The sequence below is a fragment of the Peribacillus kribbensis DSM 17871 genome, from assembly GCF_000430765.1.
Taxonomy (GTDB): domain Bacteria; phylum Bacillota; class Bacilli; order Bacillales; family DSM-1321; genus Paraperibacillus; species Paraperibacillus kribbensis.
Genome location: NZ_KE387241.1, coordinates 307021 through 329136 on the forward strand (window position 1 = coordinate 307021; position 22116 = coordinate 329136).

16 protein-coding genes, 2 rRNA genes and 1 riboswitch are annotated in these 22116 nt (G+C 47.3%); all 18 genes read right to left on the minus strand.

Going from position 1 to position 22116, the window contains the following annotated elements:
- Window positions 1-394 precede the first annotated feature (394 nt).
- Complete coding sequence (locus H539_RS0121840) at window positions 395-3970, minus strand: lamin tail domain-containing metallophosphoesterase family protein (protein WP_026695293.1); 3576 nt, start codon at window positions 3968-3970, stop codon at window positions 395-397.
- 114 nt (window positions 3971-4084) lie between these two features.
- Complete coding sequence (purD, locus tag H539_RS0121845; protein ID WP_026695294.1) at window positions 4085-5356, minus strand: phosphoribosylamine--glycine ligase; 1272 nt, start codon at window positions 5354-5356, stop codon at window positions 4085-4087.
- A gap of 12 nt (window positions 5357-5368) precedes the next feature.
- A complete protein-coding gene (gene purH, locus H539_RS0121850; RefSeq protein WP_026695295.1) occupies window positions 5369-6904 on the minus strand; it encodes a bifunctional phosphoribosylaminoimidazolecarboxamide formyltransferase/IMP cyclohydrolase in 1536 nt (511 codons plus the stop codon).
- A 108-nt stretch (window positions 6905-7012) separates the two neighbouring features.
- Window positions 7013-7591 (minus strand): phosphoribosylglycinamide formyltransferase, encoded by a 579-nt coding sequence (purN, locus tag H539_RS0121855; protein WP_026695296.1) that lies wholly within the window; start codon window positions 7589-7591, stop codon window positions 7013-7015.
- Entirely contained in the window at window positions 7588-8625 is a 1038-nt protein-coding gene (gene purM, locus H539_RS0121860) for a phosphoribosylformylglycinamidine cyclo-ligase (protein WP_026695297.1), read from the minus strand. Before purM ends, purN begins: the two co-directional genes overlap by 4 nt.
- 21 nt (window positions 8626-8646) lie before the next feature.
- Window positions 8647-10068, minus strand: coding sequence for an amidophosphoribosyltransferase (gene purF, locus H539_RS0121865; protein ID WP_026695298.1), 1422 nt, complete (start codon window positions 10066-10068; stop codon window positions 8647-8649).
- Window positions 10053-12275 carry a phosphoribosylformylglycinamidine synthase subunit PurL gene (gene purL / locus H539_RS0121870; protein WP_026695299.1) on the minus strand — a complete coding sequence of 741 codons (2223 nt, stop codon included), beginning with the start codon at window positions 12273-12275 and terminating at the stop codon, window positions 10053-10055. The genes purF and purL overlap by 16 nt, the downstream gene beginning before the upstream one ends.
- Window positions 12259-12945 carry a phosphoribosylformylglycinamidine synthase subunit PurQ gene (purQ, locus tag H539_RS0121875; RefSeq protein WP_026695300.1) on the minus strand — a complete coding sequence of 229 codons (687 nt, stop codon included), beginning with the start codon at window positions 12943-12945 and terminating at the stop codon, window positions 12259-12261. Before purQ ends, purL begins: the two co-directional genes overlap by 17 nt.
- Window positions 12942-13196 carry a phosphoribosylformylglycinamidine synthase subunit PurS gene (purS, locus tag H539_RS0121880; RefSeq protein WP_026695301.1) on the minus strand — a complete coding sequence of 85 codons (255 nt, stop codon included), beginning with the start codon at window positions 13194-13196 and terminating at the stop codon, window positions 12942-12944. Before purS ends, purQ begins: the two co-directional genes overlap by 4 nt.
- Window positions 13189-13908: a phosphoribosylaminoimidazolesuccinocarboxamide synthase gene (gene purC, locus H539_RS0121885; protein WP_026695302.1), complete on the minus strand. Its 720-nt coding sequence runs from the start codon at window positions 13906-13908 to the stop codon at window positions 13189-13191. The genes purS and purC overlap by 8 nt, the downstream gene beginning before the upstream one ends.
- A 212-nt stretch (window positions 13909-14120) precedes the next feature.
- On the minus strand, window positions 14121-15413 hold the full coding sequence (purB, locus tag H539_RS0121890) for an adenylosuccinate lyase (protein WP_026695303.1): 1293 nt from the start codon (window positions 15411-15413) through the stop codon (window positions 14121-14123).
- A 21-nt stretch (window positions 15414-15434) separates the two neighbouring features.
- Window positions 15435-16568: a 5-(carboxyamino)imidazole ribonucleotide synthase gene (purK, locus tag H539_RS0121895; protein WP_026695304.1), complete on the minus strand. Its 1134-nt coding sequence runs from the start codon at window positions 16566-16568 to the stop codon at window positions 15435-15437.
- Window positions 16552-17040 (minus strand): 5-(carboxyamino)imidazole ribonucleotide mutase, encoded by a 489-nt coding sequence (purE, locus tag H539_RS0121900; RefSeq protein ID WP_026695305.1) that lies wholly within the window; start codon window positions 17038-17040, stop codon window positions 16552-16554. The genes purK and purE overlap by 17 nt, the downstream gene beginning before the upstream one ends.
- A 113-nt stretch (window positions 17041-17153) precedes the next feature.
- Window positions 17154-17255, minus strand: a riboswitch (purine riboswitch).
- An 84-nt stretch (window positions 17256-17339) separates the two neighbouring features.
- On the minus strand, window positions 17340-17537 hold the full coding sequence (locus H539_RS0121905; RefSeq protein ID WP_026695306.1) for an NETI motif-containing protein: 198 nt from the start codon (window positions 17535-17537) through the stop codon (window positions 17340-17342).
- A 118-nt stretch (window positions 17538-17655) separates the two neighbouring features.
- Complete coding sequence (locus H539_RS0121910; RefSeq protein WP_026695307.1) at window positions 17656-20772, minus strand: MMPL family transporter; 3117 nt, start codon at window positions 20770-20772, stop codon at window positions 17656-17658.
- Window positions 20773-20775: 3 nt separating this feature from the next.
- A complete protein-coding gene (locus tag H539_RS0121915) occupies window positions 20776-21234 on the minus strand; it encodes a MarR family winged helix-turn-helix transcriptional regulator (protein WP_026695308.1) in 459 nt (152 codons plus the stop codon).
- 573 nt (window positions 21235-21807) lie between these two features.
- Window positions 21808-21924: ribosomal RNA gene (rrf, locus tag H539_RS0121925) — 5S ribosomal RNA — on the minus strand.
- Window positions 21925-21990: 66 nt separating this feature from the next.
- A 23S ribosomal RNA gene (locus H539_RS0121930) occupies window positions 21991-22116 on the minus strand; the annotation flags it as partial.

Below are 22116 nucleotides of genomic sequence, written 5' to 3' on the forward strand. Positions count from 1 at the left end.
CTTCGGACTACTTTCTCTTCCTTGCGCGCCAACCTGTCCGAACCTGGACTGACTTCGGACTACTTTTCCTCTCTGCCGCCTCAACCTGTCCGAACCTGGACCCTCTTCGGACTACTTTCTCCTTCATACACCTCATCCTGTCCGAACCCGGACTGCCTTCATGCGCCTCAGCTTGTCCGAACACGGAACTCATCGAACCACTATTCCCCTCCTATCTTTGCAGCAAGCCCCTCATTCAGCACCCTTTAAAGCATTTCTTTTCTTTCATACCCTCCTCAGTCACAGCAAACCCTTCTCCCAAATCTGCGATCTTCAACTGGATACTTCCACAACAAAACCCGGGAAAAATAACCACTTCCCGGGCTCGTCATAGCTATTTAAAAGCAGGCTCCAATTAAGGCGCCGTCCGGAATTTCCAGATCGGGGATTTAGTCCTGCCGCCGAATTTATCACTGACCTCCACGTACCAATAGTAGTCACTGTCAGGCTTAAGCGGTTTTAGCTTTAACTGCGCCCTGCGGCTGCTTCTTACATCTGCGTCCTCGCCCAGCTTTTTTGAGGTGTAGACATTGACAGACAGATAGTCGGTGGCCACTTGTTTATGGATGGGATTCAACTCGATTCCTGTGAGGATGAATTCATCGGTTCCGCTGTCAAAGAAATTATAATGATCCAGGTACGGCGAATATGTTTTGACTCTCAGCTGTTTATGCAGGGGATCGAACTGCAGGAGGCGCATATAGCCCTGTCCTCCCTCAGGACCTCCCTGATAATCAGCAAGCATCTCAATGACCTTCCTGCCGTCCGGAAGCTTCTCGATATGGCGGCTGGCTCCAAAGTAGTGTCCGCTCAAGACCATTTTGACATTTTGATTCGGCATTACCAAGCTTTGGAACATAGACTGCCCCCGGGAGGTCCGTCTTCCATCCACATCCAGGTACGAATGGACTGCAAGAATGGCATTGCGGTCTGAATATTTTTTTAGTACCCTGTTGGACCAGTCGATGGATTCCCGGCTGGTTTCTTTTCCCCAGCCCAAATACAAAATGATAAAGTCATGCCCTCCAAAGGAGATCAAATCATAATGAAGGGCATTATTTCCCCTTTCCCCTCCATAGGAAGGCTGTCCCACAAAGCGTTTCTTTCCAAAATATTTCCCAAAGTTTGTGTAATTGACAAAAAGGGAGCCTACATCATGATTGCCTGCTGCAACTCCGTAAGGGACATTCCCCTGGTCAAGGGCTGCCATACTCTTGCTGGCTGTCTCCCACTGGTTCATATCCCATCTGAAATCGACAATGTCCCCTGTGTGTATAACATAACCTGCATTTCCTTTGTCATACTGAAGCTTTGCCCAGTTGGTCATAATGGGATAAATAAAAGGAAAAGTACTAGAATAGTACTGGGTATCAGACATCCACAGCAGTGTGAAATTCTGATTGGTTTTTTCAGGAGGATCTTGGATGAGCACCTGGATCCTTTGCTTCTTTACGTATTTATCCAGATTCACCTGTGCTTTGAGTGTATAATTTCTATCTCCATATCCATAGGCAAGAGCATCCCATCTGTAGGTGCTATAATTCCAGGCATACAGGATTACCCTCCTGCCGTTTGCGGAATGGCCGGTCCATTCCAGCTCTACTTCTTTGATTTCCGGCCTTTTTTCCTTTATGACGGCTTCAAACCTCTGATAAGGAAAGCCGGTATCCGCTCCCGAAACCAGGTACTCTCCATCCTCAACAGCCAGTTTCATCTTTTCAGGGAGATTCAGATCCTTCTCTCCTTCCTGCTCAAGCTCAAGCGGAGGCTCGCGGTCGGAGACCTTCATATAGCCCTTTAACTGTCTTGATGATGAAAAATCATATCTGCTTGCTTTGTAAAAAACAGTCTTAACCCGGTCCCCTGTAGGATCCTTTACCTTTACGGAAAGTTTGGGACGGAGAGTAATCGAAGTAGAGCCCTCCGGCGGATAAACCGTGTCCTTTATAATCGGTGCTTCCTCCCCAACCCTGAAATTCATGATCTTTCTGCTTGAATTGCCTACTGCATCCGATGCCGTAAAGACCAGTTTATGGTTCCCGGGCTTCAGCTGTCCCGTATTTGTAGTAAAGGGAAGCTTGATTCTTTTTCCGTCCAGTGCCGCCCTTAAGGAAGACCATTTCGATACGGAATCATTGGATTCCGCATCAACCGTGAAGGTTCCTTTCAGCTGGCTGCCCCCGCTTGGTGATTTAATCAGAATCTCGGGCGGGGAATTATCAAACTTCGGGTTCACCTCATATTTTTCAGAATCATTAATGATGGCTGAGAAATTGTAGCGGCCATCCGGAAAACGTTCTGTCTTCACTACTGCTCTTTCCGTGAGAAATTTATCAGGAGGGATCGCAAATACAAAGCTCCTCTGCACAGCCCTGGAAGCCGTTTTGGTCCTGCGGTTGAACTTCCCTTCTCCAAATGTGTAGATTCGGCCATCACGGTAGGATTCTTTAACATCTTTGCCGTTTCCAAATTGGGCACGTACAGCGGAAGGCCTAAGAATAGTTCCATCTCCCAGAAGCAGCTTCACATTTTTGATTTCAAAGTTATTCAGCCTCCCTCTCCCAAGGATCATTCCAGCTGAATAGGCTTCCTTCCGGCTGCCAGCTGTTACAGTGAGATTATTCCTCCCTTTTTTCATGGCTTCAATCGGCAGGGTCAATTCAAACGGACTGAACCTTCCCCTGGTAGGTTCGAGGCTTTTGATCAACTGCTTCTTGATAAAGAGCCCGTTCTTATAGCCTTCTTTTATTCCGTCTGCCTCAAAGACCAGGGCAGGGGGTCTGCTCAGGGCATTTTTCGTTTTTAACAGACTTCCATTTTGGAAAAGGGAAACACGCTCACCCGCATGTTTCTTATGTACCTCGACCACTTTTGTTCCGCTCAGGATACTATCATTTGTAATGGACATGCCTTTTTTGAATGGCTGATAGGCATCCGGACTGCCAACCTTTACTGATATCGTGCCTGATTCAGGATATCGGATGGTGTTCACTCCGTCGGATGCCTCCAGATAATATTCAAACAAGGGATTTGAGGCATACACATCGAACCTGGAAATATCGTAGGAATAATGGTTGATCTCTGTTGGCGTAATATTTGCCTCGGTAAAGCTTTTGTCCTGATGCCGTTTATAAAATATCGTTGCCCTGACAATGGCGCGGTCATCTTCAATGTTGAAGGCCAGCGGGAGGTCTGTACGGACAGGGATTTCAAGCTTCCTGTTCGCCTGCGAGGCTGCGGGCTTCATATGATCGACGATTCTGTTCCTTTTAGCAGGCACTTGATTTTTTAAAACTCTGCCAGGATGAGGGGGACGAGAAATTCCCCTTTTAGTCATCGATGAGGAACCGTCCTTTGGATATTCATAGACAAGGCTCTCTCCATTTCGGGTTACGGGTGATCCTGCTCCGGCAATATAGGAGGCTTCGGAGATGATAATCCCTGTATCAGTAGTGACGGAGATTTTTCTGTCATGGATATTGGACATTCCGCTTGCTTCAGCAGTTGCAAGCGGAATGTCCTTCAGGGCAGTCTTATAATGCTGGTTAAAATCTTTCCGTGTCAGCTCGCCGCCCCGTTTGTAGCTGTCGCTGTTCTTCGTCCATATAACAATGGGCTCGCCCGGTTCCACCCACTTTTCTTCCCTAATATCCCAGACCGCAAAGGTGCCGTCGGGAAAATCGCAGCGAAGGTTATAATCCCGGATATTCACCCTATGGTCGGTGTTATTATAAAGCTCTACAAATTCATAGCCTTCTCCCCTGCTGTTTCCCTTTGACGGATTCACACCGATTTCTGTAATCAGGAGATCAGGAAAAAAACGATCAGATCCAGGAATGCCTGGAATCGATGGATTGGCAGAAACAAAGGGCACATTCCAGACAAACAAAAGAAAAAGAGCAGCCATAAGCATCGTTTTATATGGTTTCAATATACATTTCCCCTAAATAGAACGTCTTTTCTTTTATTTTCTTGTAGAGAAGGCAGTTTTATTCTCAGGGAATGAAACAGAAAAAAGCCGCCCCATGGTGAGACGGCTGCTTCTTCATATTGTTTGTTCTTTCAAAATCGCTTTATTGCCTATATCTTTTCGATAAAAAAGGGAACTGCATTCAATCTTTTCGGCTTCCTTATAGGCTTTCTTCTGGGCTTCCTGAAGCGTTTCCGCTTTAGAAGCCACAAGCAGCACCCTGCCTCCGTTTGTGACAAGCTTTCCCTCGTCATTCCATTTTGTTCCGGCATGGAAGACTTGAGCGCCGGGGTCCAAGCTATCAGGAAGTGTAATGACGGCTCCTGATGCATAATCTTCTGGATAGCCTTCTGCAGCCATCACAATGCCGACAACGGCCTCTTGATGCCAGTCCAGGGTGAAATCTGAGCCGGATTCCACTGCTTCAAGAACGGAAACAAGATCTGATTTCAGCCTTGGGAGCACCACCTGGGTCTCAGGGTCGCCAAAGCGGGCATTAAATTCTATGACCATCGGCCCCTTTTCCGCTGCGATCAGCCCGGCGTACAGAATCCCTTTAAACGGCCTTCCTTCCTGCACCATGGCCTTTGCAGCGGGAAAAAGAATGGATTGAACCGCTTCATCCACCATACTTCCAGGAATTTGCGGCACAGGGGAATAAGCACCCATTCCTCCGGTGTTCGGCCCCTTGTCCCCATCGAAAGCCCGCTTATGATCCTGCGCGATGACCATCGGATACACCTTTTCTCCATTCACAAATGCCATGAGAGAGAATTCCTCTCCCTGAAGGAAATCTTCGATGACAACCTGTGCTGATGAAGCAAATCTCTTTTCCACCAGCATTTCGTGCAGGGCCTCCATGGCCTGCTCCATCTCCATTGCGACCACTACCCCCTTGCCCGCAGCAAGGCCGTCAAATTTTATAACGATAGGGACTCCCCGCTCTTCCACATAGGCCTTTGCCAGCTCATAATCTGAAAAAGTCCTATATTCAGAGGTCGGGATGTTATATTTCCTCATTAAATCCTTAGCATAAGTCTTGCTTCCTTCTATTTCGGCTGCCAGACGGCTTGGGCCAAAAATACGCAGGCCGGCTTCCTGAAATTCATCCACGATCCCGTTCAGCAGAGGAACTTCAGGGCCCACAAAGGTCAGCCCAATTTGATGTTCGAGGGCAAATTGGATCAGCTTCTCATGCTCATGCTCCTGAATCGGAAGCAGCTCAGCCACATCTGAAATGCCGGGATTCCCGGGTGCTGCATACACCTTCTCTACCTGGCTGCTTGAATAGAATTTAGATGCCAGCGCATGCTCCCTGCCTCCGCGGCCAATGATCAATACCTTCATAAGAACACCCTCTTAATGTTTGAAATGTCTTACTCCTGTAAATACCATCGCAATGCCGTATTCATCTGCCTTTTTAATAGAATCCTCATCACGGACAGATCCGCCCGGCTGGATAATGGCCGTGATCCCCGCTTTGGCCGCTGCTTCAACGGTATCATCCATCGGGAAGAAGGCATCCGAAGCAAGGGCAGCACCTTTGGCTTTTTCTCCCGCCTGCTCTAGTGCTATTTTTGCGGCGCCCACCCGGTTCATCTGGCCGGCTCCTATTCCAAGGGTCATATCACTGCCGGACACAACAATCGCATTCGATTTCACATGCTTTACTGCCTTCCATCCAAGCTTTAGGGCTTCCCATTCCTCAGGCGTCGGCTCACGTTTAGTGGGAATGGAGATGGCTGCATCGTCCAGGGTGTACATATCCATGTCCTGGATCAAAAGACCGCCTTCGACTGACGTCAATTTCTTTTCAAGTGCTTTACTTTCTGCAAAAGAGACGGTCAGAAGACGGATATTTTTCTTCGCTGTTAAAACTTCAAGCGCTTCTTTTGTAAAAGAAGGAGCGATGACAATCTCTAAAAAGATGCTATGAAGCTTTTCTGCTGTTTCAAGGTCCACCTCACGGTTCAAGGCGACAATCCCGCCGAAAATGGAGGTGGAATCCGCATCAAATGCTTTTTGGAATGCCTGCGAAATGGTCTCTCCGATTCCAATTCCGCATGGATTCATATGCTTAACCGCTACAGCAGCCGGCTCAGAGAAATCTTTTACAATCTGCAGGGCGGCATCCGCATCATTGATATTATTATAGGAAAGCTCCTTGCCGTGAAGCTGGTCGGCATAAGCAAGCGAAAATTGGGACCCTAGCGGCTTTTGATAAAACGCAGCCTTTTGATGAGGGTTTTCTCCGTAGCGGAGCGTCTGCTTTAGGTTGTAGGTGACCGTATAGCTTTCCGGAGTTTCTTCTTCAGCCAGCTGTGTCATGTACTGTGATATGACAGAATCATAGGCTGCTGTGTGGCGGAATACCTTTGCAGCCAGTTTTCTCCGGGTCATGCTTTTTGTTTCGCCTTCATTTTGAAGCTCCTCCAAAACCGTGCTGTAATCAGCAGGGTCTACGACAACTGTTACGTATTCATGGTTTTTGGCTGATGAACGGAGCATAGTCGGGCCTCCGATATCGATATTTTCAATCGCATCCTCGACCGTTACATCTTCTTTTGCGATGGTCTGCTGGAATGGATACAGATTTACGCATACGAGCTGGATAGGCTGGATATTGTGCTGCTCCAGCTGTTCCTGATGATTCTTATCCCCATGTCTGGCAAGGACCGCCCCATGGACATTCGGGTGGAGCGTCTTCACCCTGCCGTCCAGGATTTCTGGAAATCCGGTGATTTCGCTGATTCCAAGCACTTCAATCCCTTGCTCCTGAAGCGTTTTTTTAGTGCCTCCTGTTGAAATGATCTCAAACCCGGCTTCCTTTAAGCCTTTAGCAAAATCTACGATGCCGGTTTTATCTGATACACTAATTAACGCGCGTTTTAACATTGGGCAGACCTCCAGTTTCTTTTTTGTTACTTAAGCTTTGTACCAGGCATCCGGATTAGATGCTTGGTGTCGTTTCCGGACCGCCGCAATCATGCCGTCCGGACCAAATTATGTAAGGATCCTCTCACCTAGCAGCTTCTGAAGAACGGAAGGAAACAGCTGGTGCTCGACGTCCTGGATTTTGGCCTGCAGCGATTCCCTTGTGTCGCCTTCTTTCACCTCAACAGACCTTTGGGCGATGATCGGTCCGGTATCCATGCCCTCGTCCACAAAGTGGACGGTCACCCCTGTCACCTTCACCCCAGCCGCTAAGGCCTGCCCAACGGCATCCTTACCCGGAAAAGAGGGAAGCAGGGATGGATGGATATTAACAATTTTCCGAGGAAATGCAGCCAGCAGCGTCGAGCCTATTAATCTCATATAACCGGCAAGAACCAGGAATTCTGCTCCCGATTCCTTCAGCCTGGCCGCTATTTCCGTTTCAAATGCCTCTTTGCTATCATACTTCCTAGGTGAAAAAACAAAAGCAGGAATGCCAAGCTTCTCCGCTCTTTCAAGGACAAGGGCTTTAGGATTATCACAGACAAGAAGGACAATTTCCGCCTTTAATTCCCCGCTTTTAGCTGCATACGCGATGGATTGAAAATTACTTCCGCTTCCTGATGCAAATACCGCTATTTTTTTCATGCCAGTTCACCTGTAAATGAAACGCCACTGCCCGGCACTGTTCTTCCAATCACCTGTGCTTTTTCACCCATAGAGTCAAATAAACCGATCAGACCTGCTGCATCTTCCTCATCTGCAGCCACCACCATGCCGATTCCCATATTGAAAATATTAAACATTTCTTCTTCCTGCAGGTTCCCTTTACTTTCCAAGAGCTGGAAGACCGGATGAATCTTCCAGCTGCCCTTTTCAATAACTGCACCCAGTCCTTCAGGCAGCATCCGAGGGATATTTTCGATAAATCCGCCCCCTGTAATATGGGCCATCCCCTTAATTCTATAGGTTTTCATGGCTTCTAATAAAGGCTTTACATAGATTTTTGTCGGCTTCAAGAGCTCTTCTCCAAGTGTGCAGCCGAGATCCTCCATATATTGATTAGGATCTGCGTCCTTGTCTGACAAGAGCACCTTGCGGACCAGGGAAAAACCGTTGCTGTGAAGCCCGCTTGAGGAAAGTCCGATCAGCACATCACCCGCCGCTGTTTCCTTACCCGTGATCAGGGCAGATTTTTCAACAGCTCCAGCCGCAAAGCCAGCGAGATCATAGTCATTCTCATCATACATGCCAGGCATCTCGGCCGTTTCCCCGCCGATCAGTGCACAGCCGGCCTGCTCACACCCATCCGCCACTCCTTTGACAATTGCCTCAATCCGCTCAGGATCAGCTTTTCCGCAGGCAATATAGTCAAGAAAATAGATGGGTGCCGCCCCCTGCACCACAATATCGTTCACACACATGGCCACACAGTCGATCCCGATCGTATCATGCTTATCCATTATTAAAGCCAGCATCAGCTTTGTGCCGACCCCATCCGTTCCGGAGACAAGGACCGGCTCCTTCAGTCCAAGGGCCGATAGATCAAACATGCCGCCAAAGCCGCCCAGTCCGCTCAATACCTCTGGCCTCATGGTTCTCTTCACATGCTTTTTCATCCTATTTACCGCTTCATAGCCTGCTTCAATATCCACGCCTGCCTGCCTGTACGCGTTAGCCATTCAAGAGTTCCTCCTGTTTGTTTACTTCGTTTCTACGGGAAATGATTCCGGGAAATGGGGACTCTCCCCATAGATTTCAGTTGGGTACTTGCCCGTGAAGCATGCCATGCATTGGCCGCCGTTTTCGAAGGGGCGGTCCAGTGCTTTGATGGTGCCTTCCACCGATAGGAAGGTCAGTGTGTCTGCGCCGATAAGCTCCCTGATTTCTTCCACAGATTTTGAAGAAGCGATGAGCTCTTCTTTTGTGGATGTGTCGATGCCGTAGAAGCATGGGTTTTTAATCGGAGGAGAGCTGATGACGACGTGAACCTCCACAGCGCCTGCTTCCTTCAGCATATTGACGATCCTTCTGCTCGTGGTGCCGCGGACGATGGAATCGTCGACCATGATCACACGTTTCCCCTCCACCACACCGCGGACCGGGGCCAGCTTCATCTTTACTCCCTGCTCCCTTAGGGACTGAGATGGCTGGATGAAGGTTCTTCCCACATAGCGGTTTTTAATGAGCCCCATTTCATAAGGAATTCCTGTGGCCTCCGCATAGCCGATGGCAACCGAAATGCTGGAATCCGGGACTCCTGTCACGACATCCGCTTCGATCGGCACTTCTAAAGCCAGCTGCCTGCCCAGGTTTTTGCGGGCACTGTGAACATTGATTCCATCAATATTGCTGTCAGGGCGTGAAAAATAAATATATTCCATCGTGCACATAGAACGGCTGGTGCTCATGGCAAAACGCTCTGATTTGATTCCTTCATCATTGATGATCAGCATTTCGCCCGGCTCTACATCCCGTACAAACTCAGCTCCTACAATATCAAGGGCACAGGTTTCCGATGCAAGCACATAGGCTTCCCCCAAACGGCCAAGTGATAATGGGCGAAGACCATGGGGATCCAAGGCTGCTACCATTTCGGTCTCTGTCATGGTCAAAAAGGCGTACGCTCCCTTCAGCATGCTGAGGGCATTTTTCATCTGCTCCTTCAGCACAGAAAAACCGGAGCGCTTAATTAAATGGGCCAGCACCTCTGTATCAGAGGTTGTCTGAAAAATGCTTCCCTGAGACTCCAGCTGATGCTTCAGCTGGACGGCATTCACCAAATTTCCATTATGGGCGATCGCAAGCCCCCCAATCTGGGAGCGGAACAGCAGGGGCTGGACATTCTCAAGCCCTCCTCCTCCTGCAGTCGCATACCGTACATGCCCGATTGCACATGTACCGTTCATGTGCTGGATTTTATCGGTAGAGAAGACTTCTGTAACGAGGCCTTCCCCTTTTACACTCTTCAAACTGTTTCCTTCTCTGACCACAATACCGGCACCTTCCTGCCCGCGGTGCTGAAGGGCATGAAGGCCATAATACGTAATTTGGGCAGCATCCGGATGGCCCCATACGCCAAAGATGCCGCACTCTTCATTTAATCCTTTCAGCTCAGCAAGCATGGGATGGCTCCTTTCCAGGCTGTAACTAATTCTTGAACCGATGCCTGTACAATTTTTTCACCGTTCACGGAGGAAATGGCCAGCTCGGATGTATCTGTGACAATACCAATCATTTGAGCATCCTCTATCAATCTTTCAAATTCAACTTGACTTTCAGGCTTGATGGAAACAAGAAAGCGGGACTGAGTTTCACTGAACAGCATAGCTTCCGGCTTACCCCCTACCTTTATGTCAGCACCTAATGACTGGGAGCCGAATAATGATTCTGAAACTGCAGCAGCCAGGCCGCCCTCTGATACATCATGAGCGGAAGCGACAAGCCCTTCCCGAATCGCTTCTAAAAGCTGGGCCTGCCGGCGGAATTCCACATCCAGGTCAATCTCAGGGGACTTTCCAAAAATACGGCCCTCCTGCATTTTTTGGAGTTCACTGCCACCGAATTCTTCCTTCGTTTCCCCAATCACATAAATCAAGTCTCCTGCCTTCTTAAAATCCTGGGTAGTCACGTGTTTTAGATCCTTAACAAGTCCGACCATCCCAATGACCGGGGTAGGATAAATCGCTTCCCCATTCGTTTCATTATAGAGAGACACATTTCCGCCGATGACAGGAGTGCCAAGAGCCCGGCAGGCTTCACTCATTCCATCTGCCGCCTTTTCAATCTGCCAAAAGATCTCAGGCTTTTCCGGGTTTCCGAAATTCAGGCAGTCGGTGATGGCGAGCGGCTCTGCACCTGAGCAGACAATATTCCGGGCAGCTTCAGCCACCGCTATTTTCCCGCCGGTTTCCGGGTCAAGATATAGATAGCGGGAATTGCAATCTGTCGTCATCGCAAGGGCTTTATTGGTTTCACGAATTCTGATAACCGCAGCATCCGAGCCGGGTGTAACCACCGTATTCGTCCGGACCATATAATCATATTGGTCATACACCCATTCCTTGCTGGCGATGGTCGGCTGTGACAGCAGGGCGAGCAGTGTCTGCTTATAATCCTCTATTACAGGAGTACTCTGTTCCATATTCTGAAATTCACGGAAATACTCTGGCTCCGCAGATGGCTTATGATAAACCGGGGCTTCCTCTGCCAGTGCGTCTACAGGCACATCTGCCACGATTTCTCCTTTATGAAGGAGGCGAAGTTTTTTATCTCCGGTTACCTTTCCGATAGCTACTGCTTCCAGTCCGTATTTAGAAAATAGATCTTCAATTTCCTGTTCACGGCCTTTTTCCACCACGATGAGCATACGCTCCTGGGATTCTGACAGCATCATTTCATAGGCGCTCATCCCTGTTTCACGCTGAGGAACAAGATCCAGATTCATCTCGATGCCAGAGCCGGCTTTGCTGGCCATTTCCGCTGAGGAACTGGTTAAGCCTGCAGCTCCCATGTCCTGGATTCCAACCAGGGCGTCATTATGAATCAGCTCAAGGCAGGCTTCAAGAAGAAGCTTTTCCATAAATGGATCCCCGACCTGGACTGCCGGACGCTTCTCCTCAGAGGCTTCCGTCAGCTCCTCAGAAGCAAAGGTAGCCCCATGGATGCCGTCACGCCCTGTTTTCGCCCCTACATACATCACGGTATTTCCTATGCCGTGCGCCTGGCCTTTTTTAATATCTTCATGATTGATCAAGCCGACACACATCGCATTGACGAGCGGGTTTCCATCATAGGAAGGATCAAACTGGATTTCGCCCCCGACCGTTGGAATCCCGATACAGTTTCCATAGCCGGCAATGCCGGCGACAATTTCCTTAAAAAGATATTTGACCCGCGGTGACTCTAATTCTCCAAAACGCAGGGAATTAAGCAGGGCAATCGGCCGTGCGCCCATCGAAAATACATCACGGATGATTCCGCCTACCCCTGTGGCTGCTCCCTGGTAGGGCTCAATCGCAGAAGGATGGTTGTGGCTCTCAATCTTGAAAACGACTGCCTGGTTGTCTCCGATATCGACAATGCCTGCTCCTTCTCCAGGTCCCTGAAGGACCCTTTCTCCGGTTACCGGGAACTTTTTCAAGACAGGCTTGGAGTTTTTATAGCTGCAGTGCTCCGACCACATGACTGAGAACAAACCGAGCTCTGTGTAGTTCGGCAGGCGGCCAAGGATTCTCTCAACCATCTCGAACTCTTCATCTGTCAGTCCCATTTCCGCATACATTCTCTCTGTTTTAATAAGTTCAGGACCTGGTTCAAGCATTAACGACATGGGATTCCCTCCAGTTTTTGACGATTGATTGAAACAGCCTTAATCCATCCGCGCTCCCAAGCAGGGTGTCCACAGCCCTCTCCGGATGCGGCATCATGCCAAGAACATTGCCCCGTTCATTGGTGATCCCCGCAATATCAGCAAGGCTTCCATTAGGATTTTCATTGTGGTAGGTAAAAACAATCTGCTTATTTTCCTTCAGCATCTCAAGTGTCTCTTCATCACAGTAGTAGTTTCCTTCACCGTGCGCTATCGGGATATCGATGATTTCTCCTTCTGTGTATCGGGAAGTGAAAAGCGTACGGGCATTTTCTACTTTTAACTGAACCGTACGGCACATGAATTTCAAATCTTTATTGCGGCGCATTGCCCCTGGGAGCAGACCGGCCTCCAAAAGAATCTGGAATCCATTGCACACCCCAAGGACCGGCTTTCCTTCTTCAGCTGCCTTGATCACCTCATTCATCACATTAGAAAATCTTGCAATCGCGCCTGAACGCAGATAATCACCATATGAGAATCCGCCAGGGAGCAGGATGCCATCATAGCCGTCAAGGCTTCCTTCTGTATGCCAAACATATTCTGCCTCAGCAGAAAGCTCATCCTTTACCGCATGAAACATATCCACATCACAGTTGGATCCTGGAAATACAATTACAGCAAACTTCACAGAGCCACAACCTCCTCCACCTCATAGCGGTAATCCTCAATCACCGTGTTGGCAAGAAGCTTTTCACACATTTCTTTTACTAAAAAATCTATATCACGATCAGACTTCTCGATTGAAAGCTCCAGGAATTTTCCGATCCGGACATCCTGGACCTCCTGATATGACATGCTGTGGAGAGAGTTCATAACAGCAGCTCCCTGCGGATCTAAAACACTTTCCCTTAGAGTTACATACACTTTGACTTTATACATGAAGACGTCCTCCTAATCTGGCAAGTATAGTTTCATAAGCTTCGGTTAAGCTGCCTAAGTCTCTCCTGAATACATCTTTATCCAGCTTTTCATTCGTTGCTGCATCCCATAGACGGCAGGTATCCGGGGACACCTCGTCAGCGAGCAGAATGCCTCCGTCCTCCGTCCTGCCAAACTCCAGCTTAAAGTCGACCAGTCTTATGCCGATCTCATCAAAAAAGCTTGATAAAACGGTATTCACCTTAACTGCATTTTCTTTTAATCTCATCATTTCATCGCTGCTTGCAATCTCTAATTCTCTCACATGGGAATCCAGGATCAGCGGATCACCCAGCTCATCATTTTTATAATAAAACTCTACAATCGGCTGCTTAAACCGTATTCCCTCTTCAATCCCTAAACGCTTGGATAAGCTGCCGGCCGAAAAATTCCGGATCACAACCTCCAAAGGAATAATGCTCACATTCCGGACCAGCTGCTCCCGGTCAGAAATCTTTTTAATAAAGTGCGATGGAATCCCGGCTTCCTGAAGCTTAATAAACAGCAGGCTCGAAATCTCGTTATTCAGGACTCCCTTTCCGTCAATGACCGCCTTTTTCTCTCCGTTAAAAGCTGTCGCTGAATCCTTGTACTCGATCCAGACGATCTGTTCGTCTTCAGTAGAATAAATCTTCTTCGCTTTTCCCTCATACAGCAGTGCACCTTTTTGCATGGTTTTTTCCTCCGTTTTAGGAATATTAGGAACATTCAGTTTGATAACCGGCCGCACGTCTACTGCAGCAGCGGTTATTTTACAGCTAATAGATGGGACTTTTAGGATCGCCATTGTTTAGCGGGGTGGAAGGTGAGCCTCCTATTGTGAGGCCTCAGCGCCCGCCCCGCGGGAATCTTGGAATTCAGCCCTTCTGTTTGAACAGAGCTTTTTTAAAGCCCCAGACGATCAAAAATGGTATCGACATGGGCCAGATGATAGTTGTAATCAAAGCAATCGGCAATTTCGTCCGGTGTCAGCAGGCTTGTGATCTTCTCATCTGCTTCAATCAAGGAGCGGAAAGGAACCTGCTTCTCCCAGGCTTCCATTGCCTTTGGCTGTACCGTATCATATGCCTCTTCACGGACGAGTCCCTTGTCAATAAGGGCAAGCAGTACACGCTGTGAATAAATTAATCCGAGAGTGCGGTCCATATTGCGCTTCATGTTCTCAGGGAATACGGTTAAATTTTTCACGATATTTCCAAAACGGTTCAGCATATAATTCAGAGCAATGGTCGCATCTGGCAGGATGATCCGCTCTGCTGAAGAATGCGAAATATCTCTCTCATGCCAAAGCGGCACATTTTCGTAAGCCGTCATCATATATCCGCGGATCACACGGGCAAGTCCAGTCATGTTTTCAGAGCCGATTGGATTGCGTTTATGAGGCATAGCAGATGAGCCTTTCTGTCCCTTGGCAAAGAACTCTTCTACTTCCCTGGTTTCACTCTTTTGAAGACCTCTGATTTCCACGGCAAACTTCTCAATGGATGTGGCAATAAGAGCAATTGTGCTCATATAGTGTGCATGGCGGTCACGCTGCAGAGTCTGTGTCGAAATCGGCGCTGCCTGGAGTCCCAGCTTTTCGCACACATACGCTTCCACAAATGGATCAATATTGGCATACGTTCCCACTGCTCCTGAAATCTTTCCGAATTCAATACCTCTTGCCGCTTCTTTAAAACGGTCAAGATTCCGCCTCATTTCTTCATGCCAAAGTGCGAGTTTGAGTCCAAAAGTGGTCGGCTCTGCATGCACTCCATGGGTGCGTCCCATCATCACGGTATATTTATGCTCGTGTGCCTTATTCTTTAGTATTTCAACAAAATTTTCTACATCCTTCAGCAGGATTTCGTTCGCCTGCTTGAGAATATAAGATAAAGCGGTATCCACTACATCTGTAGAAGTAAGGCCGTAATGAACCCATTTTCTCTCCTCACCAAGAGACTCAGAAACCGCTCTTGTGAAAGCGACCACATCATGGCGGGTTTCCTCTTCAATTTCCTTGATCCGGTCTACATCAAAGGAAGCGTTCTGACGAAGAAGGGCTACATCCTGTTTTGGGATTGCCCCGAGCTCTGCCCAGGCTTCACAGGCGAGGATTTCAACCTCCAGCCAGGCTTTAAATCGGTTCTCCTCCGTCCAAATTGCTCCCATTTCCGGTCTTGTGTAGCGATCAATCATTGTGTTTCCTCCGTTCCAAATTTAAACGTGCCAGATTCTGCTTCGTTCCGCTTCTGCCAGGGCATCCTCTGAAGAATTACGCAGAATGTTCACGTGCCCCATCTTTCGTTTATGTTTTGCTTCTTTTTTTCCATACAAGTGAATTTTCCAGCCATCGATATCTGGTATTTCATTCAGTAGTGTTTCCAAATGCTCACCAAGAATATTTACCATAACGACAGGCTTTAAAAGCTCCGTGCTCCCAAGCGGCCAGTTACAGACAGCCCTTATATGCTGCTCAAACTGGGAGGTTTCACAGGCATCCATGCTATAATGCCCTGAGTTATGCGGCCGTGGAGCAGCTTCATTTACAAGAATGCTGCCATCCACAGTTAAAAACATTTCAACCGCAAGCGTCCCGACAAGCCCAAGATGCTCCGCAATCCCGACAGCCTGTCTGATGGCCGCACGTTCTGCCTCCGCACTGATCCTTGCAGGGACAATGGATTGATGCAGAATATTGTCTATATGTATATTTTCTGCAACTGGGAAAACGGAATTCTCTCCATTCTCTTTCCGGGCTATGATGACTGAGATTTCCTTCTCAAATGGAACCCAGGCTTCCAATATACAAGGACCGCTCTTAAGAAGCTGTTCTGCTTCCTTTATATCAGATGAGGCCTTGATTACATACTGGCCTTTTCCATCATAACCGCCCCTTGAAGTTTTTAAAACACTTGGGTAGCCGAGTTCCTGCATTGCCGCCGGAATCTCCTCCGGCTCCATAATTTTTTTATATGGGGCAACAGCAGCACCAGCTTTCATAAAAGCCTCTTTTTCGAGAAATCGATCTTGTGTGATCCTCAATACATCCGTTCCCTGTGGAAGATTGGCAAAACGGCTCAGCCATTCCGCAGCGGCAGCATCGATATTTTCAAATTCATAGGTGATGACTGAACTGACCTCTGCCAGCTTTTCAAGCGCCTTCATGTCACTGTATTCCGCTGTGATCTCAAGATCTGCCACCTGGCCGCACGGGCAGTCAGATACTGGATCCAGCACCGCAATTTTAAAACCTGAAGCTTTGGCCGCCAGCGCCATCATTCTTCCCAGCTGGCCTCCGCCTATAATCCCAATATATTGTCCCGGAAGGATCGTTTTAGATAAGCTGTTCACTGGTCATTAACACCTTTTCTCTGGTTTCATTTCGCATTGCCTCCAGGCGGAAGGCAATCTCCTCATCAAAAGCACTCAGCATCTGTGCGGCAAGGAGGCCCGCATTCACGGCACCAGCCTTTCCAATAGCGACAGCTGCCACAGGTACACCGCCAGGCATCTGTACAATGGACAAAAGGGAGTCAAGTCCCTTGAGCGCCTTGGACTGTACAGGCACTCCAATCACCGGAAGCGTGGTTTTTGCTGCCGTCATTCCGGGAAGATGGGCAGCCCCTCCAGCTCCAGCTATAATGACCTTTAACCCTCTGTCTCTGGCCGTTTCTGCATATTCAAACATAACGTCGGGTGTCCGGTGGGCTGAAATTACTTTCTTCTCATACTCAATCCCTAGGCTTTCAAGCGCCTCACATGTATGCTTCATCGTCTCCCAATCCGAAACACTTCCCATAATGACCCCCACAAGAGGCTTCACAGTACTTCCCCCTAACTTAAGTGAACAAAATAAAAACCGGGCAGACTTCTTCTAAAAGAGAAGATAGTCCACCCGGCGCGCAAAAAACAACATACTTAAATTGACTTGCCGAATATACTGCTATCTCCTCTCATAGTCTGATCATTTACGGTAATCAGGTAGAAACTCATGGGCCATATCCCCATTATTATATGAGAGAAACTGTTTTTATCATCCTTGGTTACATATTAACAATACTGAAGAGAGGAGTCAACTAATTTTCGAACAATCGAAAATTTTCGATATATAATGTTCGGATTTTAGTCGTTTTTCATTCCTTCAAATACGATTTTTCTTCCAGCAGGTTCATATTCCGTCTTCCCTGCTATTTTGACTTCCTTAAACACAGGCTTTTCCACCCGTTTCACCGGGGTGTATCCCTGTGACTTCATTCGATCCAGGCATCCGCTGATCGTCTCATTCTCTTCTACTTCGAAGGTTGCTTTATTTTTTCCCATCTACATACCTCACGTTTATCTTGAATGCTGGTTCTTATTTTAACCATCTTTTCAGTGAAACTCAATCGAAAATCCTTCCTTTTAAAAAAGAAGAGCTGTAAACACCGCTCCTCCCCTGTTATCGTTTAAATGGCCACCAGTTCGCGCTTCCGAAGTTTTTCACCATGACAGGTATGAACAGCGGAAGGATGATAAAGGCATAAAGGATTAACCCTATAGCAATGATAGAGGCTATCTGAAGCAGAGACAGCATACCTGAAGGCATCATCGCGGCAAACGTACCGCCAAGAATAATGACTGCCGAGATAATGACCGTTCCCATCTTCTTCATTGCCAAGTGCATAGCCTCTGCAACTGACATATCCTTATATTCATTGAATCGGTCCATCAGGAAGATGCTGTAATCCACTCCAAGAGCCATAAGTATAACGAAGCCGAAGAAAGGTACCGCCCAGCTGATTCCCGTATAGCCAAGGATATCCACATAGAGCACTTCATTCATGGCCATCGACGTATAATACGTAAGAATCAATGAACCGATGATATAAAACGGCATGATAAGTGAGCGGAACAAGAATACTAAGATAATAAAGATTCCTGCCAGCATGAGTATGACCGTACGTGAATAATCCTGGCTGGACATCTGCTTAAGATCCGCATTGGTACTGGTAATACCGCCAACCGCGACAACGGCGTTTTCAAGTTTTGTTCCCTTTGTAGCTCTCTCGACAGCAGCCTTAATTACCGGAACTTGCTGTATGGATTTATTTGAGTAAGGACTGGACTTAAAAATCACATCCAGAGTCATATTTTTTCTGTCTTTGGACATATAGGCATCAAGGGCCTGTGAGAAGTCCTTGCTTTCTAAGGCTTCCTTCGGCAGATAAAAGCTGTCCGAGCTGGATTTCGATAACCCAGCTAAATAATCCTGGGCACTGCCTAGTCCTTTGGAAACAGAATCAAGCCCCTCCGCACTCTGGTTCAATCCTGTAGTCAGCTGGTTCAATTGCCCGCCGAGACTTCCAAAGCCGTTAAGCAGCTCCTTTTGGCCCCCATTTATTCCTTTCAGTCCATCTGTTACCTTAGGGAACTTATCAACGATTTTCCCCTGGCCATCCGCAAGCTGATCCAGACCATCCTTTTGCTTTTCAATTCCATTAATTAAGCTCTGCATGCCCTCAGCAAGCTGTTTTTGCCCGCCGATGGCCTTTTTAAAGCCTGAATTTGCGGTGCTGATTCCGCCAGAAAGCTGGCCAAGCCCCTCATTTAGTGAGTTCAGCCCCGCAGCAAGAGCAGGCAGCTGCTGATTGGCGGCCTGAACGCTGCCTTTTATTTTTTGGTATTGTGCTTCATTTGAAAGACCCGAATACTTATTTTCTAAATTCGCGAAGTCTTCTGGCTTAATTTGGCCTAAAGCATCCGAAAGCTTGGAAAGCCCGCTGCCAATCTGATCATATTTATTGCTGAGCAGCGCAAGATTAGTGCCTGCTGCATCATATCCCCCCAGCAATTTATTATAGTTGGCCAATAGCTCCTCGGCCCCTGCCTTCGTCTGTTCAAGACCTTTTTGGATCTGATCGGAACCCAACGATCCCTGGCGGACCCCATTTTCAATAAGAGTCAGCTTGGATTGGATTTCCGTTAATCCGGATTGGATTTCCCCAGTTCCTGATATAAGTGAATTGATTCCGTCCACAGCATTGTTCAGCTGCGGCTGGGACTTCGTCAGCTCAGCCCCGGCCTGATGGAGGCCAGAACTGATCTTGTTGATCCCTGATTCTCCCTGGCCCAGCCCTTCCTTAAGATCCTGGGATTGCTTGGCTACAAAGAAATCCTCAATCGGCTCTCCTGTCGGCCTCGTAACGGAGCGGACCTTATCAACCAGATCCACTTTCTCCACTTCCTGACTGATCTTTTCAGCTAATCCGATATATTCTTCCGTATCCATCTTATCATCATTTTTGATCACAATTTGAGTCGGCATCGATTCACCAGGACCAAAGCTGTCTGCAATGGCATTGAACGCTTTGATGGATGATACATCACCGCTGATTTCTTCCAATGAGTTAAAGGATAAATCCCCGTCATACTTCACTAAAAATGGAATACAGACCACAGCTACGATTAACAGGGCAAACAGCGGCCGCTTTAATGCAAACTTTCCTGCTGCTCCCCATAGCCTGCTGTCCCCATGCTCGGCCTTTGCCTTGGAAGGCCAAAAAATCTTCATTCCAAGCGCAGCCATAAAGAATGGCACAATTGTAAACAGTGCAATCAGCAATACAGCGACCCCTACCGCAACAGCCGAAGCCGACTGATACAGTTTAAATTGGGAGAACCCAATAGCCGCAAACCCGATCATAACCGCCAAACCACTGAAGAATACAGTCCGGCCCGCATTCTTATAAGTAGCCACAATTGCTTCGGCGATCGTCTCTTTCTGAGGCAGCTCTTCCTTAAAGCGGCTCAATAAGAGAATGCAATAATCAGTTCCAATCCCAAATAGTACCGCTACTAAAAATATCTGTGTATAATTGGAGATTGGAAAATTAAATTTATCCACAAGAAGGGATACAATTGATTGAGACGCCAGATAAGTAAAGCCCACTGTCAAAAGCGGTATAATCGGCGCAATCACAGAACGGAACACAAGAAATAACACAACTAAAATAAATACAACAGTAATTCCCTCTGTTTTCTTTAACCCTTCCTCTGAGCTCTTGTTCAAGTCCAGATTGATCATCCAGTTGCTCGTATAATAATGATCCACCTTTGCATCTTTAATGGTTTTATATAAAGCATCGCTGATCTCACTTTCTTCCCTGCCATCCCTGCTGATGCTTAAAGAGACCAAGATCGCCTTCCCATCTTTTGATACCAGCTGATCCTTCAATGCTTTATCATTAAAGTGAGTCAGGATTTGCTGGATCCCCAGCTCCTTCTTTTCCTTTTCCAGGCTGCGGAAAGCCTTCTGAGCTTCCTCAATTTCACGGGTTGAAAGCTTCTTATTATCATGAAACACAAGGGCAACCGAGGTCTCATCTCCTCCACCCTCCTGCTTCTGCACCTTCTCCATAATCTCCCCTGCCTTTGCAGAGGAATACCCCTTCGGCACATCCACCTGCCCCTTCTCCCGAACGAGATTGGCCATATTAGGGGCTGCAAACATTAGACCTGCAGCAGCAACAATCCATAAAATCAGGACAAGCCACTTTCTCCTAATAATAAAATTCAACTTCTATTCCTCCTGCTTATATTTACTTTCCAATAAAACTCGATCCAGCTTCTCATACGTCTCCATAAACTGCTCGATTTCCTTCTGATCAAATTTTTTTATCAGCGACTCAACCAGCTTATAAATCCGTTCCTCGGTCCTTGCAAAAAGCTCAGCCCCATTTTTTGTAAGAGAAAGGTAGACAACCCGCCGGTCCTTTTCATCGCGGGTCCTCTCAATCAACCCCTTTTCCCATAAACGATTGATGATTGCTGTAATCGCACTCCTCTTCACCTCAAACACATCTGCAAGCTCTGTAGATGTACATTCCTGCGCCTTATATATGTATCTGAGCATATAGTGCTGGTCATTGGTTAAATCATCCCCAATTTGGCACTTAACCAAATTTTCGGCCCGTTTCGCAACCGAAAAAGAGGTAGAAATATACCGGTCGACCAACTCATTAATATTCCTGTGAGACAACAAACATTCACCCCTTTTTATTTGTTCTATCCTTTAATAATTAAACTGTTTAACTATTTGACTATTTAACTTTATGGCAATCGCTTTGGGATGTCAATGGAATTTTTCTTAATGATCGTAGAGTTTTTTTGAGTGGAGGAAGCAGTAATAGCAGGGAGCCTGGCGGTGGTTTTTTGGTCCTATAAAGGCTTTGTATGGATTACTTTGGCTTATATTTGGAGCTTTTCGATCATTCTTTGGATGGTGGAATCATATTAGGGATTTTTCGATCGATCCATAAAGTTTAGGATCATATCATCGACTCCGTGTTCATTAACCATAAAACCGGATGATTTACAAAGCGGCTACCCCCGCTAAAAGCTCGTTTGGATCATTAAATGCCATTTTCAATAGGAAATTGGATTATTCCTTCGCCATTTCGGATCATAAGTCATCCGGAACCCCATCCATCAACAACTAGACAGCTCCTTGGTCTAAATAGCATAATTCGGACGCATGGCTGTTTTATTAAAACTAAGCCCTCCTTTAAACAAACACAAAAAAAGACCAGCTGAAATCAGCTGATCTCGGTGTGCCTGGCAGCGACCTACTCTCACAGGGGGAGAGCCCCCAACTACCATCGGCGCAAAAGAGCTTAACTTCCGTGTTCGGGATGGGAACGGGTGTGACCTCTTTGCCATAACTACCAGACAAAATGAAAGAACTTCGTTCCTTCAAAACTAGATAACAGAAGGCTTGCACGTTTCATAAACCAACTAGGTTAAGTCCTCGATCGATTAGTATCTGTCAGCTCCACGTGTCACCACGCTTCCACCTCAGACCTATCTACCTGATCATCTTTCAGGGATCTTACTAGCTTGACGCTATGGGAAATCTCATCTT